At 32.5% G+C, this 18627-nt stretch carries 14 protein-coding genes; 9 read left to right on the top strand and 5 right to left on the bottom strand.

Going from position 1 to position 18627, the window contains the following annotated elements; translation table 11 throughout:
* Positions 1-80 precede the first annotated feature (80 nt).
* Complete coding sequence (locus ES044_RS10430) at positions 81-1295, top strand: aminotransferase class V-fold PLP-dependent enzyme (protein WP_147119297.1); 1215 nt, start codon at positions 81-83, stop codon at positions 1293-1295.
* A gap of 76 nt (positions 1296-1371) precedes the next feature.
* On the opposite strand, the gene ES044_RS10425 is transcribed toward ES044_RS10430, so the two are convergent.
* The 3 genes from ES044_RS10425 to ES044_RS10415 form a co-directional block, all read right to left on the bottom strand.
* Complete coding sequence (locus tag ES044_RS10425; RefSeq protein ID WP_147119296.1) at positions 1372-2901, bottom strand: G-D-S-L family lipolytic protein; 1530 nt, start codon at positions 2899-2901, stop codon at positions 1372-1374.
* 19 nt (positions 2902-2920) lie between these two features.
* On the bottom strand, positions 2921-5575 hold the full coding sequence (locus ES044_RS10420; protein WP_147119295.1) for a TonB-dependent receptor: 2655 nt from the start codon (positions 5573-5575) through the stop codon (positions 2921-2923).
* A 155-nt stretch (positions 5576-5730) separates the two neighbouring features.
* Positions 5731-8091: a penicillin acylase family protein gene (locus tag ES044_RS10415; protein WP_147119294.1), complete on the bottom strand. Its 2361-nt coding sequence runs from the start codon at positions 8089-8091 to the stop codon at positions 5731-5733.
* A 234-nt stretch (positions 8092-8325) separates the two neighbouring features.
* On the opposite strand from ES044_RS10415, the gene ES044_RS10410 reads away from it, so the two are divergent.
* The 3 genes from ES044_RS10410 (at position 8326) to serS (ending at position 11521) form a co-directional block, all read left to right on the top strand.
* Positions 8326-9261: a bifunctional riboflavin kinase/FAD synthetase gene (locus tag ES044_RS10410; RefSeq protein ID WP_147119293.1), complete on the top strand. Its 936-nt coding sequence runs from the start codon at positions 8326-8328 to the stop codon at positions 9259-9261.
* 12 nt (positions 9262-9273) lie between these two features.
* Positions 9274-9495 (top strand): hypothetical protein, encoded by a 222-nt coding sequence (locus ES044_RS10405; protein WP_147119292.1) that lies wholly within the window; start codon positions 9274-9276, stop codon positions 9493-9495.
* A gap of 754 nt (positions 9496-10249) precedes the next feature.
* A complete protein-coding gene (serS, locus tag ES044_RS10400) occupies positions 10250-11521 on the top strand; it encodes a serine--tRNA ligase (protein WP_147119291.1) in 1272 nt (423 codons plus the stop codon).
* Between the two features lie 132 nt (positions 11522-11653).
* Here the strand turns inward: serS and ES044_RS18555 are convergent, their stop codons facing one another.
* Complete coding sequence (locus ES044_RS18555) at positions 11654-11797, bottom strand: hypothetical protein (protein WP_189663270.1); 144 nt, start codon at positions 11795-11797, stop codon at positions 11654-11656.
* 124 nt (positions 11798-11921) lie between these two features.
* On the opposite strand from ES044_RS18555, the gene ES044_RS10395 reads away from it, so the two are divergent.
* The 3 genes from ES044_RS10395 (at position 11922) to ES044_RS10385 (ending at position 14337) form a co-directional block, all read left to right on the top strand.
* Positions 11922-13730 carry a tetratricopeptide repeat protein gene (locus tag ES044_RS10395; RefSeq protein WP_147119289.1) on the top strand — a complete coding sequence of 603 codons (1809 nt, stop codon included), beginning with the start codon at positions 11922-11924 and terminating at the stop codon, positions 13728-13730.
* A gap of 96 nt (positions 13731-13826) precedes the next feature.
* Entirely contained in the window at positions 13827-14156 is a 330-nt protein-coding gene (locus ES044_RS10390; protein WP_147119288.1) for a DUF4286 family protein, read from the top strand.
* A 1-nt stretch (position 14157) separates the two neighbouring features.
* Positions 14158-14337 carry a hypothetical protein gene (locus ES044_RS10385; protein WP_147119287.1) on the top strand — a complete coding sequence of 60 codons (180 nt, stop codon included), beginning with the start codon at positions 14158-14160 and terminating at the stop codon, positions 14335-14337.
* A 277-nt stretch (positions 14338-14614) separates the two neighbouring features.
* On the opposite strand, the gene ES044_RS10380 is transcribed toward ES044_RS10385, so the two are convergent.
* Entirely contained in the window at positions 14615-15448 is an 834-nt protein-coding gene (locus ES044_RS10380; protein ID WP_147119286.1) for a hypothetical protein, read from the bottom strand.
* 83 nt (positions 15449-15531) lie between these two features.
* On the opposite strand from ES044_RS10380, the gene rsmA reads away from it, so the two are divergent.
* Entirely contained in the window at positions 15532-16335 is an 804-nt protein-coding gene (rsmA, locus tag ES044_RS10375; protein ID WP_147119284.1) for a 16S rRNA (adenine(1518)-N(6)/adenine(1519)-N(6))-dimethyltransferase RsmA, read from the top strand.
* The gene (gene mgtE, locus ES044_RS10370; protein ID WP_147119283.1) at positions 16325-17674 is read left to right on the top strand and encodes a magnesium transporter; all 1350 of its coding nucleotides are present in this window, start codon (positions 16325-16327) and stop codon (positions 17672-17674) included. Before rsmA ends, mgtE begins: the two co-directional genes overlap by 11 nt.
* The last annotated feature ends 953 nt before the right edge of the window (positions 17675-18627 follow it).

Here is an 18627-nt window from a genome sequence, read left to right as displayed (position 1 = left end):
TGTAAAAATAAGAAATTCATATTGTCTTTTTTATTCGTTTAACAAATCAACGTTTATCTTTGCACTTAAATATGTTTTGTATGATTAATGTTGATAGAATTCGTGCTGATTTCCCAATTCTAAAAAGAATGGTTCACGGGAAACCTTTGGTTTATTTTGATAATGCTGCTACTTCACAAACGCCTCAAATTGTTATCGATACCATTGTTGATTATTACAGTAATTACAATTCAAATATTCATAGGGGAGTGCATACCTTAAGCCAAGAAGCTACCGATAAATATGAAGAAGCCCGTATTAAAGTGCAACATCATTTTAACGCAAAAGAAGCGTATGAAATCATTTTAACAGCAGGAACTACACATAGTATAAATATTGTTGCATCTGGCTTTACATCGCTTTTAAATAAGGGAGACGAGCTTATTGTTTCTGCTTTAGAACACCATTCAAATATTGTACCTTGGCAAATGTTGTGCGAAAAAACAGGCGCAATTTTAAAAGTAATTCCGATGAACGAAGAAGGTTCTTTAGATATGGAAACCTACCATGAGCTTTTAAACGAAAAAACAAAATTAGTATTTTGTAATCATGTTTCTAATGCTTTAGGAACGTTGAATCCTATCGAAGAAATTATAGCAGCTGCTCATAAAATTGGTGCTGCTGTTTTAATTGATGGTGCGCAAGCAACTCCGCATATAAAACCAGATCTTCAAAAACTAAATGCCGATTTTTATGTTGCATCCGCACATAAATTATGTGGCCCAACAGGCGTTGGCTTTTTATACGGAAAGCAAGAGTGGCTAGAAAAATTACCTCCATATCAAGGTGGCGGAGAAATGATTGCTACCGTCTCGTTTAAAAAAACAACCTATGCAGGTTTGCCTCATAAATTTGAAGCAGGAACACCAAATATTTGTGGCGGAATTGCCTTTGGCGCTGCTTTAGATTACATAAACTCTGTAGGTTTTGACAATATAGCAACCTACGAAGACGAGCTTTTACAATACGGAACGCAAGAGCTTTTAAAAATTGAGGGTCTTAAAATTTACGGAACATCGGCAAAAAAAACAGCTGTCATTTCCTTTAATATTGATGGAATTCATCCCTATGATATGGGTGCTATTTTAGATAAACTAGGCATTGCTGTTAGAACAGGACATCATTGTGCACAGCCTATTATGGATTTCTATAAAATACCAGGAACGGTGAGAGCTTCTTTTTCTTTTTACAATACAAAAGAAGAAATAGATGTTTTGGTAGCAGGAATAAAAAGAGCAAAAAACATGCTAATTTAAACTAAAAAAGTAGGTCATAAAAAAAAGGTTGAGAATTAAATTCTCAACCTTTTTTATTTTATAAATCTAACGTATTCTATCTAAAAGATTGAGAATAAACAACCGCTAACTCTGCTGCTTTATTAACATTATTAGAGGCTACAAAGTTAGAGCCATATTGGTTATCAATTGCTTCTAAAATTTTATTAGCCATTAAACCATAACCTCTTGTGGTTAAGTGAATACCATCTAAACTCACCAAACCACCAGATACAAAACTAGTTGTAAGATTAAACGCATCAAATCGTATACCTGTAGACGCAGCAGCATTTAAAATAACATTTAAATCTGCAACTGCTAAATTATTTGCACTTGCAATACTTATGATACTTGCATTATATGAATCTGTTGCTGTTTGAATAGCCGCTTTTTCTTCTGGCGTTAATACCCATTGATCTCCTAAAGGAACCGTAACACCGTTGATTAATTGTGGGTTTCCGCCAACAATTGTTCCTATAAAGCCTGAGCTAGTTAGCAATAAAAAATCGTCTGGTGTTGCTTGTCTAAATTTTGGAATTGCAGCAAAAGCAGAATCAATAGCGCCTAAATCTGTTAAATCTTCATCTATAATTACAACTGCATTTTGACCAGCTGCAAAAGATATTGTTCTTCTATCTAACTCTTCTTGTGTAAATAAACCTGTACCTGCTAAAGCGGCAAAAGCTTGTTGCATTCCGCCATTATAACCCGCATAACCTCCGTTTACAGCACCTGCGGTTGCAGCATCCATTGGTACTGGATTATGGGGCACTGTAGTAAAGAAAGGTAAATTTACAATTGATGGAACTGTTACAATAACTCCTTTTGCACCTGTAGAAGTTAACGCGGTAACCATACCATTCATTACACTTGCAAATACTGCAGGCGATGTAATATCATTGCTTCCATAAGTTGCTGGATTCACATTGGTCGTTTGTACCGTTCCTGATCCGCCAGAAGTAGCAAAAGACAATACGTCATTACCACCAATTTCTGAAATGCTAAAAAAAGTTGGTGCTTGCGCCATTGCATCTCCTAAAACAGTTGCTGTTTCTGAACTAGACATTCTTGCAAAATAAGGATTTGCTGTACCCGCTATAACACCTGGTACGCTTCCATAACCTGGAGCAACCATATGAAAACTTTTTGCTCCTGGTATGCCAAAATTATTAAAAGAACCAGAAACCTTACTAGTTACCTCTGTTGTTGGAGTTGCATTTAATCTTACAGGACCTGCACCATTAAAATACAACCTTGGCTCTGAAATTACCTGTCCTCCAAATGTTAAACCTCCAATATTATCATTTACTAAAGGTTGATTAAAATCTCCGCCGCCCATAGCAACCATTTGGTTTGCCATCATTTTTGGAAAAGAATTTTGTTGTCCTGCTAAAAAGACAGTACCGTCTACTACTCCTCCAGAAAAAGAGGCTCCTATAGCCACAAATTTAGAGAAATCTGCAGATCCAGAATTTGCTACTGAATATACTACTGTTTCTTCTACAATTTCTTCTAATTCATTATCAACATCACAAGAAACAAAGCCTAATGATATTAAAAACAAACCTAAATATTTATAATTTTTCATAAAATGTCTTACTTATTTGTTAGTTATTTATTGTCCAAGAAAGATAGTATTGAGAACCTATTGCACCCACACCTGGAGCACTTAAATATTCTTGCCCTGTTAAGTTTGCGCCCCCTAATTTAAAGATAGATTTAAGGCTAGGTACACTGTAGTTAATTTGTGCATCTAATACAATTCTCTCTTCTATATTCCCATCTACAAATGTAGATTCCCATCTAAATTCATCTTGCCATCTTGCATTAAAATTGAAACCAAAGTTTTTAAATAAATCTGTTTTACCAAATTGTAATTTCAATTTGTGCTCTGGTGTGTTAAAACCAGCTTCAAAACTTGGATCAGCAGCTTGATCAAACTCAAATTTAGCGTAGGTATAATTTAAACCTAAATCAAACCCTTTAAATATTTTTGTATTTAAACCGATTGAGGCTCCGTAAGAGCTAATATCTTCATTTGTATTTGTGTATACTCGAACATTTTTAAGTACATTATCTGTACCACGTGTTTGCACATCTCTGTTTGCTATAAAGTCTTCGTATTGGTTAAAGTACACACTTAAATCTACTATAATTCTAGAACCACCTGTTGGAACTATACCACGATATCCTACTTCATAAGCAGTCACTTTTTCTGGTGATACCAAATCTATATCTGCTGCTATAGTACCATTACTACCAACTACAAAAGAATTTTCATAAGCGTCTCTTATGCTTACAGATTGAGTAGATCCATCAGCACCTAAATATTCTACACTTTTATCTAAATTATCGGGTGCAGAACCCACTAAAATAGCTTGACCTACATCTAAACCAATATATTGATCTTGCGTTGTTGGATTTCTAAAACCTGTTTGAAAAGAAGCTCTAAAATTTTGATTCTTATCTTCACCAGCAGCATAGGCAAATGAAACTCTTGGAGAAAAATTACCGTCAAAATTTTGTGCTTTATCATACCGAATAGAAGCTGTAACTTTTAAACGATCGTCTTCTAAAAAATTCTTTTGAGCTTGCGTATAGATACCAAATTCATCTATATCGATAGGACCATCTGCATCTGTAAAAATATTTCCAAAAGAATTTAAAGAATATCTTCTCATAGAACCACCTACTTGTATTTCTGCGAAATCTATAACATCTCTAAAATTGTAATTAGCATCTCCATGATATAATTTAGTTTCATCTCTAAACTTTGCGCCGGTTAATAAACTTGGGTCTGAAGTAATTGTGTCAAAAGCTTCTTGAAAACCTGGTGTTCCTGGCACTAAACGATTTCTATCTGCAAAAGCTCTTGCAGATTCATGAGAGCCTGTTGTAAGGTACGCTCCTGCATATTCTCCAAACCAATTTGCATCTCCACTCCAAGTTCTATTAATATTTATTCCTGCGAACAACGTGTTATAAGAATCACCAGCATTTTCAGAGGTCATATATCCTCTTACAAAAAAGTTTTTCCCTTTAACCTCTAATTTATGTTGTTGTAATAAAAAGTTTTTAATAGCATACTTCTGGCCTCCTAACCATTGCGTAGTTCCTGTACCTACTTTAGAATTCCAAATAAACTCTAAACGGTCATCTCCAAAAGGGCGGTAATTTAAAGAGCCACCAAATTTAACGCTTTTTACGCCATAATCCATTAAGTCATTTTCATTATAACCGGTTCTACTTACTCTACCGATTGCTCCGCCTAAATCAACTGCAACCTCATCTCCAAATACATTAACACCATTATAAGCATTATCAGATTCTCTAGTTCCCGAAGACAATTCAGAACCCCTACCAAAAACATTATTTGTATTTCTATAATCTGTTGCATGCCAATCTTCGCCTTCTAAAACAGCAAGCGTTGCTTTTACCGCAAGCTTATTAGAAAAAGCATGTGCCATTCTAACTTGAAAATCAGTAAATTCATTGTTCCCAGCAGCTGCTTGACTTGTAATACCCCCCTTTAAAGAAACGCTAATCCCTTGATAATCAAAAGGATTCTTACTATTCATAAACAGAATACCATTAAAAGCATTTGCCCCGTACAATGCAGAAGAAGCACCTGGTAAAAGCTCAACTGTGTTTACATCTAAATCAGACATCCCTAATAAATTACCAATTGCAAAGTTTAATGCTGGTGATGAATTGTCCATCCCATCTACTAATTGCATAAAACGAGTATTCCCAAAAGAAGCAAAACCTCTTGTATTTACAGATTTAAAAGTTAAACTATTCGTATTTACATCTACTCCTTTTAAATTTTCTAATCCGTCATAAAAAGAGGGTGCCGATGTATTTTTTATGGCTCTAGCATCCATTCTTTCAATGGTTACTGGAGATTCCATAATACGTTCTGGTGTTCTAGAAGCAGAAACCACGATTTCATCTAAAGAAGTTTCGTTTTCTGTTAAAAGAACGTCAACTTTTTGATTATTCTTTGTAATTTGAACCTCTTCCATTTTAAACCCTAGCATAGAAACCTCTAGCGTAAATGGAGGGGTATCTGTAACCTCTAAAACAAAAATCCCATCAAAATCTGTTGTTGTACCCACAGCTTTTCTAGAAACTTTAATATTGGCGCCAGGAAGTGTTTCTCCTGTTTTTGCATCTTTAACTGTACCGGTAATTGTGGTTTGTGCCACCATTGTTGTACCACCAAAAGCTATAAATGCAACTAATAATAATTGTTTTATCATAATTTGAATTGTTTGTTAAACTATATGCAAAATACAAAAAATTTTGATTTATGAATTATTTAACAACTTTTTTTTCTTTTTTAACATTTTAAGACCATTTTTTCGCGATTCCTACAATTGATAAATAATCCTTAAAATGATCTAATTTTTGTCTTTTATTCTAAAATCAGTTCATATTCTGAATGCTCTAAAACCTTTTCTTTAGAAATCCAATACGGAATCCACTCGCCTGTTTTCCATTTTTCTAATTGCGATTTGTAATAGGGATGAAAAATTCTTGCAGCACTGCCTCCAGACAAAATACCTATCATTTTTTCATCATCATTCATGTCTGCTACCATTCTAAAAGAGCTAAACCAACTCGTATCAAATTCTCGTTCTCTGTTTTTTATAAATCCGCCTCTGTTCAACGTTTGGTTAGAACCTGCTTTCGCAAACACCTCTGCCCCCAACAAATCACTTCCAAATCCTTCTTTACGCAAAGGACTAAAAAAACGAACTGTATGAATTTTACCCCAAGTCCAATTTTCTTGATTGTCACCTAACCTTTCTGTTAAAAGTTGTTGTGTTTTAATACCTGCTTCTACAATCAAATCTTTAAGCGTTTCTTTTTCAGGAGTGTTTATATTATCAATAAAATTATTCTCTGATGCAATAAAACCATCTACTTTCTGATTCCAATAATACACATTTTCCCAGTACATGTCTTCTATATCGTCTGGCAGCTCGTCATTCATTACCAGATATAATAGTTCGTTGTATAACACGTTATAAACAGAAGCACCTATTGAATTAATATCTTCTTGATACGTCCATGCTGCTAAAATAGTTGCCAACTCTTTTGTTTCTTCCTTTTCTGCCAAAGCAGCTATAAATACTGGTGTAAACAATTCGGCTTGCATATTTTTCACATCAAAAATCATAGTCCATAAATCGTCTGCTGCAAATTTTTTGTTTTCTGATAATATTTCTGTGATTCTTTGGTATCGATAGTACGGCGAAAAATGATTTGAATAATAATACGGATACTCATCTGGGCGCGTATCGTGATTTGCTGTCCCAATCCATCCTCTTTCTGGGTTTACCATATTTGGTAATTCCTCTTTAGGAATAAAGCCTAACCAAGTATCGTCTTCGTTTCCTTTTGTTGGCACTTCACCACCATTATTTTTTCTTATCGGAACCAAACCTGTAGATTGATGTGCAATACTGCCATGAACATCTGCTATGGCATAATTAAAAAACATATTGTCCATTCCTTTTAATCCGTCTCTAAATTCTGCTACATTTTTGGTTTCTAACAAGCGATCAAAACCAATAGAATTACTTTTAGTTTCTGCTAAAGACCATCTTAAACTTACCACATCATCTGTTAAAATATTAAACACCGCAAAATCTGAAATGACTGGACCGTTTTTTGTTGCTCTAATTTCTAACGCAACATCTAAACTATCTTTTACTTTAATGATTATTTTACGTTTTTCAAAAGGTGTTTTTTTATCTTTATACCTATAAAATTTGCCTTCAGTTTCCTCAATAAATAAGTCTTGACTATCGCCATACGCATTTGTAACACCAAAAGAAACAAATTCATTTCGGCCAGATAGTAATCCTGGTATTCCTGGTGTTGCAATACCTACTGCTTTAAATTCTGGACACATTAAACCAATAGGATAAAAAGTACCAGGAAGCATCCTAGCATCTACGTGAGGATCATTTGATAAAATAGGTTTTCCTGATTTTGATTTTTTTCCTGAAATTGCCCAATTGTTAGATCCTAATTTTGGATACGATAAAAAAGGCGTTGGTAAAGCTTTAAAACTATTGTCGTTCCTATTTAAAGAACCCATTGAAACGGAATCTGTAGTAAAACTTAATTTTTTAGTTCTATCTAAATTAATAGAAAGAGGTAAAAGTTCTAGGGCTTTATCTGTGCTAGCAGCAAGATTTAAACTTAACACCTCATCCTCTAAATTCTGACTGTGAAATAGCCCTATAAAATGCGTAATCGAAACAATTTCTTCTGGTGTTAAAGGTTTTGGTTTTATGCCTAATAGACTTAATTCAATCGGGAATTCGTCTTTACCTACTTTTAAATATTCATTAAAACCTTCGCAATACCAAGTCAGCATTTCTTTTGTTTCTTTATCTAAATATGGGTAACTTTTTTTAGCATTGCCAACCAAATTAAGCACCTGCATTTTAATATCAGATTGCAACATAGAATTGCCAAGCAAACTTGCAGCTTCTCCTTTTATAATAGCCCTGTAAAATTCAATTTGAAAAAGACGATCTTGCGCTAATACAAAAGCTTGACCTCTAATGACGTCTTCTTTATTTTCTGCAATTACGTAAGCAATTCCGTTTTCATCTCTATGAATCTGAATTGGAAACTTGTTTTTAGAAATTTTAAAACTCCCCTCTCTTTTGTAGTTATTGCTATTGGCTGCATACCAAACAGCACCTGTAATAAATAGTGCTACTATTAAAAGTATATAAAGTATCGTTTTTTTCATCTAAAAAGTTTTTTACATATTACATAATTTCTAGTATTTAAAGTGGTTTTAACTGATTTTATTTTTTGGTATCATTTTTATTTTTCCACTTTGCTTTTAAATTAATTCTCTTTTTTGATGCACACAGTATCTTTTTTTGATTTATCCGTGACATTTCTTACTTAAATTTACAGCACTTTTAAATATAATTTAAAACGAACAAATTGTACATTTGTACTTTAAAATTTATTTTTTTTGGAAATAATAAAAAATACTTCTAATTTTTCTTCTTCAGAGCAAACGTTTGTAACCATAGGTACTTTTGATGGCGTTCATTACGGGCATCAACAAATTATAGAAAAGTTAGTTTCTGAAGCTAAAAAAGCAAACAAAAAATCGGTAGTACTTACTTTCTTTCCGCATCCTAGAATGGTACTTCAAAAAGATAATTCTTTAGAATTGATTAATACTATTGATGAACGCGCTGCTTTATTAGAAAAAACAGGGTTAGATTATTTAATTATACATCCTTTTAGTAAGGAGTTCTCTAGAATGTCTGCACTAGAATTTGTGAGAGATATTTTGGTAAATCAATTAAATATATCCAAATTGATTATTGGCTATGATCATCATTTTGGCAAAAATAGAGAAGGAAATATTACACAACTCACAGAGTATAGCCACGTATATAGTTTTAACGTTGAAGAAATTCCTGCACAAGACATCGATAGTGTTTCTATAAGTTCTACAAAAGTTAGACGTGCTTTGCATGCCGGCAACCTTAAAACCGCCAACAACTATTTAGGATATAATTTTATGCTGAATGGTACAGTAGTAAATGGCAAAAAATTAGGTGGTAAAATTGGCTACCCAACAGCAAATATTGATATTAAAGAAACCTACAAACTAATTCCTAAAACGGGCGTTTATGTTGTAAAATCTGCAATTGATAAAAAAATAATTTTTGGGATGATGAACATTGGAAGCAGACCAACTGTAGACGGAAACTACCAAACGATAGAAGTTCATTTCTTTGATTTTAATCAAGATCTATACAATAAGAATTTGACCGTTGAACTTATGTACTTTTTACGTGACGAACATAAATTCGATTCGATCGATTCCTTGGTGCATCAGCTTAAAAAAGATGAGGAAATTGCTAGAGATTACATTGCTAAAAATTTAGATTAATTTTTGCTATATTTGATTCATAAAACAATTGATTATGACGACAATCAAAATAGAAAACGAAGAGAACCTAAAAAAACTAACTTTTTAAATTTAGATGAATTGATTGACTATCTTTTGACAAAAGAAGGTTATGGTATTTTACATGCTGTCGATAAAAATAAACTTACTTCAATACAAAAAAAGCGCATAGATACAGCTTTAAAAACTGAAAAATATAAAATGCTTAACATCTAAAAATCGATGTATTTGAACTAGATAATACGATCATTAAATATCTAAATAAAAGGAACATTCTTTCTCAATACATAAAAGCAAAGTTGCTTTTAAAACAAGAACAATTTTCTTCTGTTAATTTTAAAAAACGCAAACCATTATCTGCTGGCATCTATTATTTTCGCGGAAATCAAAAACATAGAGCTTTAGGGGGTTTTTGATGGACAAGATTTCATTGTCACAAAACAACGTCAGGAAGGCATTTTCACAATTTACAAAATCTAAAAAAGACCTCACAGGTTTTAAAAACCCGTGAGGTCTTTGTATTTAAAATAATTTCTTTCGTTAGTCTAGGAATCTGCGTTAAGGATTGAGCCTTTCGTCAAGCTCAAGACAGGCTGATGTTTGAGTTCTTTTTTGTTTTTCTACAAAAAAACGAGTGCCTTTCGACTTCGCTCAAGATAAACTCTAGCCTGACCCTTTGGGTAACGTCCAAAAAAGGCACTTTAATTCCCTATTCCGACTAAGCTCATTATAAACTCTAAGGAAATACTATTGAGCTAACTTTTAGGTTGACTCTTTCCATAACATTTAAAAGAATTAAGTTTGTAGTTTTACGCTATTATTTATGTGTAAAATAACCTTTACACAAAGATGAAATACACAAGAATGTTTCTTCCCTTTGGGAAGATTAAGATGAGCTTATTTAATTCGTGAATTCATGTCGGAATTATTTCACAAATTATATATTTGCATTTCATAATTCTTACAGAAAATGTTACAAGTACAGTTTATTAGAGAAAATAAAAGCACCGTTTTAGAAGGATTGGCAAAACGTAATTTTGCAAATGCTGAAACAATTATTGAACACGTTTTAACGGCTGATGAAAACAGGAGAGCTACTCAAGTTGAGCTAGATACTACCTTGGCTGAATCTAATAAAATGTCTAAAGAAATTGGAGGTTTTTTCAAATCAGGTGAAATACAAAAAGCCAATATTCTAAAAGAAAAAACAGGGCAGTTAAAAGAAAAAGCTAAAGAACTTTCTGAAAATTTACTTGGTTTTGCAGATGAATTACAGTCACTTTTATATCAAATTCCGAATATTCCTCACGCTTCTGTAAAAGCAGGAAAATCTGTAGAAGATAATGAAAACATTTTTAGCGAAGGAGTCATTCCCGATTTAGGAGAAAATGCACTTCCTCACTGGGAATTAGCAAAAAAATACGACATTATAGATTTCGAATTAGGAACTAAAATTGCGGGTGCTGGTTTTCCGGTTTACAAAGGTAAAGGGGCAAGATTGCAACGTGCGCTCATCAATTATTTTTTAGATAAGAATATTGAAGCGGGGTATACAGAAGTGCAAGTTCCTCATCTGGTAAATGCCGAATCTGCCACTGCAACAGGGCAATTGCCGGACAAAGAAGGGCAAATGTATCATTCTAATGAAGATGATTTGTATTTAATACCTACTGCAGAAGTGCCGATTACCAATATGTTTCGTGGCAATTTAATGCAAGAATCAGAATTTCCTATTTGTTGTACGGGCTATACGCCTTGTTTTAGAAGAGAAGCAGGAAGTTATGGTGCGCATGTGCGTGGCTTAAACAGATTGCATCAATTTGACAAAGTAGAAATTGTACGCATTGAGCATCCTGATACTTCTTATGAAGCTTTAGACGGAATGGTAGCACACATCAAAAACATTTTAAGAGAATTAAAATTACCCTATCGAATTTTAAGATTGTGTGGCGGCGATACTGGTTTTACAGCAGCGTTAACATTCGATTTTGAATTATTTTCTACGGCTCAAGATCGTTGGTTAGAAATTAGTTCTGCCTCTAACTTTGAAACGTTTCAAGCCAATAGATTAAAACTTCGTTTTAAAAATAAAGAAGGCAAAAGTGAATTTGCACATACTTTAAACGGAAGTTCTTTAGCGCTACCAAGAGTTTTAGCAGGGATTCTAGAAAACTATCAAACAGCAGATGGCATTAAAATACCTGATGTTTTAGTTCCGTATTGCGGATTTGATACTATCTAGTTGATGGTTTTTGGTTGATGGTTTTTAGCCGATAATTATCAAGAAATACACTTTTTAAATATAGATAAAATTAATTTTAAAAGTGTTTTTCATCAGTTAATAACTGCTTATGGAAAACTATAAACCTGCTGATTAATTTGAAACCACCGCAATCATTAATCGTTTGTATTTATTCATTTCTAAAAGCGCCTGTAAATAAGCACTTATTTGGCCGTTTTGCATAAACATCATAGAACTTTGTTTCGCGATTTCGTATTTGTTGGTTAAGTCGATCATTTTATGATTTTAATTGATTATTTACTCTTTAGACAATATCCATGCCAAAATGTTACAAAGAAATGCTTCAAATAAGCTTGGTTTAATAAAATTTTAACATTTTTGTTAAGTATCTTTGAATCTTATGAAAAAACTTATTGTACTTATATTTCTGATTTACAGCACCTTTACTTTTAGTCAAGAAGAAGAAGATCAGAATACTTTTTTTTTAGCAGAAACCTACTATAGAGAAGGAGAGTATGAAAAAGCGACTCAAATTTATAAGAAATTGTATGATAAAAGTCCTTTTAATACTTCTTACTTAAATCGATTAATTAGTTGTTACCAAGAAACAAATGACTTTAAAATTGCTGAAGATTTATTAAAAAAGAAGCTTCAAAAAAGTCCTAATCAAACGTATTTAAATATTTTTTTAGGCTATAATTATGACCGTCAACAGTTAAAGGAACAAGCCATAATTTATTACGATAAAGCTATAAATTCTTTGGATAAAAATGAGTCATATGCCGGCATTATCGGCCGTCTTTTTAAAGAGTATAATTTGCTTGATTATGCGATTTTATCTTATGAAAAAGCCATGGAAAAGAATGATAATGCCAACTATAATTTCCAAATAGCACAGATTTACGGAGAAAAAGGCGATTTTAAGGAAATGTTTGAATCGTATATTAATTTACTTGATAAAAACAGTAGTTACCTAAACCTAATTCAACGCTATACAAGCAAATACATAACGGATGATGCAGAAAGTGAAACCAATATTTTATTTAGAAAGACCCTTTTAAGAAAGGCGGCGAGTAACCCAAAAGATGAATGGAACATCTTATTAAGTTGGTTTTTTTCGCAACAAAAAGAATATGGGAAAGCGTTGATTCAAGAAAAAGCTTTGTATCAAAGAAATCCTACAGACGTATCAGAAATTTTTAGTTTGGGTACATTAGCGTTTGAAAATAAAGGCTACGAAACAGCGCAACAATGTTTTGATTTTGTTGCTGAAAAATCATTCTTAATAGAAGAAAAAATTGAAGCTAATTTATATTTGGCAAAAATTGCAGTAGTTACTGAAAACCCCGAAACTGAAAACTTATTTCAATCCTTATTTACGCAATTTGGAAAAAACACACAAACCATAGAGATACTCGTTGAATATGCAGATTTTTTAACCTTTTCTAAAAATGAACCCGAACAAGCAACTGCTGTTTTAGAGGAAGCAATCAGCTATTCATCGTCTAAATTTGACGAAGCAAGAATAAAATTGAAACTGGGCGATGTCTTGGTTTTTAGAGGAATGTTTAACAAAGCATTAATTTATTTTTCTCAAATTCAAACACAATTAAAAAACCACGAATTAGCGCAACAAGCCCGTTTTAAAGTTGCCCAAACTAGTTATTTTAAAGGCGATTTTACTTGGGCAAAAGCACAATTAAAGGTATTAAAAGGCTCTACAACCCAGTTAATTGCAAATGACGCCGTAGATTTATTTTTAAGAATTACAGACAATGAACCGGTAGATTCTATTCCGTCTGGTTTAAAACAGTTGGCAAAGGCAGAACTTTTTGCGTATCAAAATAAAAACGAGAAAGCTCTACAAGAAATTTCTGATTTGTTTACATCCAAAGACATTTTTATGAATGGCTTAATTCCGGGTGAAGTTATTTATGATGATGTCTTGTTTTTGCAGGCAAAACTATACAGTAAGTTGAGAAAATATGAAGAAGCTATTGTAAGTTTAGAAAAAATTATTGCTGCTGATAATCAAGGTATTTTAACGGATGATGTGTATTTTATGATGGCAGAAATGTATCATTATAATTTAAACAACATCGAAAAAGCACAAGAATATTATCAGAAAATAATTTTTGAACTTCCTTCTAGTATTTATTTGGTAGAGGCTAGAAAAAAATTTAGAAAATTGAGAGGAGATACTATATAGTTTCTGGTTATTTGTTTTTGGTCTATTGTTTATCCAAAGATATTAAAACCAGCATTGCAAATAAAAACGAACCACTAATCACCAACAACTAAACAAATGTACATATACAACGTAACAATAAACATTGATGAAACGGTTCATGAAGAATGGTTAACTTTTATGGAAACGCATATTCCTGATGTTTTAAACACCGGCAAATTTATCTCTGCAAAATTCACAGAAGTTTTGGTTGAAGAAGATATGGGCGGCAAAACCTATTCCATTCAGTATACTGCAAATTCTAAAGAAGATTTAGAAGCTTACTACAAAGAAGATGCTGATAAATTAAAAGCAGAAAGTCTCAAAAAATTCGGCAGTAAAATGCTAGCTTTTAGAACAGAGTTAAGAATAATCAAGGAATTTTATCCTACAAATGTGAGCGATTAAAATGAAAAGATTCTTTTATCGAAATAGAAATTTAGTGCTAGTTTTAGGGATTCTATTATTAATTTCAGGTGCTCTTATGGGATATCTATTTTACGGAACAGAACCGCATGAAACTTATGGTGGTATTCTTTGCGGATTAGGCTTTGGTGTTTTATTGATTTATTTTTCTATAAAAGATTGATGCTAAAAATGTACTAAATTTTATGAAAATCATTTTTTTATAGCCGAACCATTGCCAGAGACTTAAACTCTTCGAAATGCTCTAACCGACATTCGTTGCATAAATTGTCTTTTCGACTTTAGCAATAAAGAATTTTAAAATCTAAATCTTAAACACAGTTTAAAATAAAAATAGCTCTATAAACTTTTCAAAATACAAAAGAAAGTCTTCGGCAAGTTCTCACTGACATTCGGTAAACTAAAATTCTCAAAATACTTTTAAGTACATAACTTCTATCCTAAAAACTAGCACCCAACCCAATAGAAAAAGCATCAATTTTAGAAACACCAATTTTAAAATGTTCATAACCAGATGAAATATGATAATTCTTTATATGATATTTTAAAAGCACTTTCGTTTTATGCACTTCTTGCTGATTAATGCTCGTCCATTTATGAGAAAAATCGATACTAATTGGTTTTGCCACAAATAATTCTGCACCAAAACCCAAACCAAAACCAGTTTTATCAACATCGCTACCAACATGCATTATTCCCAAACCAAACCAAGCTTCAAACCTTTGTGTTCTTATTCTGTAATAATTTATAAGAGCTGAATACAACGAAAAATTATCGGTTGTATTATTTACGTTTTCCGATAAATACAGATAATCAACATCCAAAGCAAAACGTTTTAAAAAACGAAAATTAACGCCCAAATTGTTGCCATATAAATTGCTGTTTTCTCTTACAAAATTGTTCGTAACATCAAATCTGCTAATCTTATAATTCATGGAATCTGTATAAATAAAATTACCATAACGTTGCTCTTTGTAAGGATAATTAGAAATTTCTGCATCATGCATGTTGCCGTTAAACTCCCAAGGAGATTCTATAGCCAACCCATAAGCCGTATAGGCAGCAGCAAACCACAAAATTCTTGCAAGAGGGTTTTCAATTTGAATATCATTATTGTTAGAACTTGTAGTTTTAGAAGTCCTTTTTCCAATATTCCCAGTTGATTTTTGGTCTTTTAAACTCTTTTTTCCTTTGTCTAATTTTCCTTCTTGAGAAAACGAAATGCTGCTAAAGCTGAATAAAAAGAGCGTAATGAAGAGAATTTTTTTACACATTTTGGTTGATTTAAAAGGCCATTCACCAATAATTATGCCGACAATACCTGTATATTTGTTTCAGAAGATTAAAAAGAACACATGTGTCTGTAAAAGCAAAAAAACATTTAGGTCAGCATTTTTTAAAAGATGAAAGCATTGCAAAAGATATTGCAGATGCCTTAACAGAAACAGGGTACGATGATGTCTTGGAAATTGGTCCAGGAATGGGCGTTTTAACCAAGTATTTACTGCAAAAAAAACCAAAAATCACGGTCATGGAATTAGACCGCGAGTCGGTAGCGTATTTAAGAGACGTTTTCCCGATAGAACAGCTCAACTTAAATACATCCAAAGAAAAATTTGAAATTATAGAAGGCGATTTTTTAAAGAAAGAAATTCAAGAAATTTTCCCAAAAAAGCAAGTAGCCATTATTGGCAATTTTCCATATAATATTTCTACTCAAATTGTTTTTAAAGCCATAGAAAATAGAGAATTTGTACCAGAATTTGCAGGGATGTTTCAAAAAGAAGTTGCCAAAAGAATTGCAGAAAAAGAAGGCTCTAAAGTATACGGAATTCTATCTGTTTTAACGCAAGCTTTTTTTGATGTTGAGTATTTGTTTACAGTACCACCAACCGTTTTTGATCCGCCTCCAAAGGTAGATTCTGGCGTAATACGATTCATCAGAAAAAAAGATTACTCGCTTCCTGTAGATGAAAAGTTGTTTTTTAGAGTGGTTAAAACCGCTTTTAATCAACGTAGAAAAATGCTGCGTTCTAGTTTAAAGTCTTTTAACCTATCAGATTCTTTAAAAGAAGAACCCATCTTTGCGAAAAGACCAGAACAATTATCAGTTAAAGAGTTTATTGTACTCACTCAAAAATTAGCAGCGAATGGTATTTGAAATTACCGATAAATTTTTAGACCACCTTTCTGAACTAATCATTTCTAATAAGCATACAGAGATAACAACATTATTTTCTGAAGTGCATTTTGCAGATATTGCAGAACTTTTAGATGAAGTAGATTTTGATGAGGCAATTTATATTATCAAACTTTTAGACAGCGAAAAAACATCTGAAATTTTAACAGAGATCGATGAAGTTACGCGTGAAAAAATCCTTGAAAACTTATCTGCAAAAGAAATTGCAAACGAAGTTGGTGAAATGGATTCTGATGATGCCGCAGATATTATTGGCGAACTTTCTGAAGAAAGACAAATACGTGTTATTAACGCACTTGAAGATCTAGAGTTAGCTGCCGATATAAAAGAATTATTGTCTTATGCAGATAATACAGCAGGCGCCTTAATGGCAAAAGAACTCGTAAAAGTATATGAAACTTGGACCGTTGCCGGCTGTATGCGCAGAATTAGAGGCCAAGCAAAAGAAGTAACCCGAGTGCACTCTATTTATGTGGTAGATAAAGAAGATAAATTGGTTGGCCGTTTGTCTTTAAAAGATTTAATTATTGCAAAATCTGACCAGCAAATTGCCGATATTTCTAAAGCGACTGTAGATGCTGTAAACGTGTACGAAAACGATTATGAAGTTGCAAGAATCATGGCAAAATACGATTTAGAGGCCATACCTGTTGTAAATGATCAAAACGTATTATTGGGTAGAATTACCATTGATGATATTGTAGATGTTTTAAAAGAAGAAGCAGAAAAAGATTACCAAATGGCTGCTGGTTTAACACAAGATGTAGATTCTGACGATAGTATTCTAGCGCTTACAAAAGCCCGCTTACCTTGGTTATTTTTAGGCTTACTTGGCGGTGTTGGTGCTTTTTTAATTATGGGTCTTTTTGAAAATACTTTTGAAGAAAATGCCGTTTTATTCTTTTTTACACCCCTAATTGCTGCCATGGCAGGTAATGTTGGCGTGCAATCATCCGCAATTATTGTGCAAGGTTTAGCCAACGACGACATAAAAGGTAGTGTCTATAAAAGATTGATTAAAGAAATGCTTTTAGCGGCTTTAAATGGCTTTATTTTAGCCCTTTTTCTATTCTTTTTTGTGTGGGCTTATGAAGGTAAAATAAACACAGCTTTGGCTATTTCGGCGTCTTTAGTAATTGTGATCATTGTTGCGGGTTTAATTGGTACGTTTGTACCTTTATTTTTAAATAAACGAGGTATAGACCCTGCAATTGCAACAGGACCATTTATAACAACCTCAAACGATATTTTCGGAATTCTAATTTATTTTATGATTGCAAAAATGATTTTAGGAATTTAGAAATTTTCTTTTTTGAAGCTATTTCCTGCTTTCAACTATATCTTTTTGTGAAAAACAAAAAGGATGCCGTTTCAATCAGGGCTAAACTTGTTAAAGAAGTTTTATCATTTAAAAGATGATACTTTGTACATAAATTATTCTCTTTTTTAAGGATACTTGGTGATGCTTTCTAACAAGTACTTAAACAACGTTTTATAGTTAAAGGTCGTTTAAACATAATTTTAGATTTGAATAATTCTTTCCTGATAAAAATTTTTCGAGCGTTTGTAAATTAGAACCTTTAAAAAAAATTGAATGAGATAACAGTGTTTTTCGACATAGTCAAAAAAAATTTTTGAGGTTAATTCTTTTACGGCTTTATAAAGTTAACTTTTCGTTATTAAGTCTTTTAATAAAAAAAAACATCTCGATACAATTTTGCGAAAAAACAAAATCACTCGATGTGACAGTGCGCAACTAGTAGCTATAAGAATAGCTGCTATCTGTTTGCTGAAAATTTATTTTTTTAGGAATTTTTTATCAAAGACATTGTGTAAAATGTACCTCATCGTCTAAACTTATAACAAAACTATTTCGCTCATAACAAAAAACATCTCGATACAATTTTGCGAAAAAGCAAAATCACTCGATTTGACAGTGCGCAACTAGTAGCGGTAAAAAGACCTGCTATCCGTTTGCTCAAAATTTATTTTTTCAGGAATTTTTTATCAAAGACATTGTATAAAATGTACTTCATCCTCCAAGCTAATAACAAAATTATCTCGATCATAACAAAAAGCATCTCGATACAATTTTGCGAAAAAGCAAAATCACTCGATGTGACAGTCAGGGCAGAATCATACTTTTATATTTAATATTTTGAGCAAATAGTCTTCATTCCATCCAGCTTCAAGCCTTTTACTTTTTACAGATAGTTTTTTAGAGTTTTCATTTTTCAGTAAGTTTAAAGCAAT

Source organism: Polaribacter sp. IC066 (assembly GCF_007997085.1).
Lineage (GTDB): Bacteria > Bacteroidota > Bacteroidia > Flavobacteriales > Flavobacteriaceae > Polaribacter.
The sequence above is the reverse complement of the archived record's forward strand: the minus strand, read 5'-3'. Positions and strand labels throughout refer to the sequence as shown.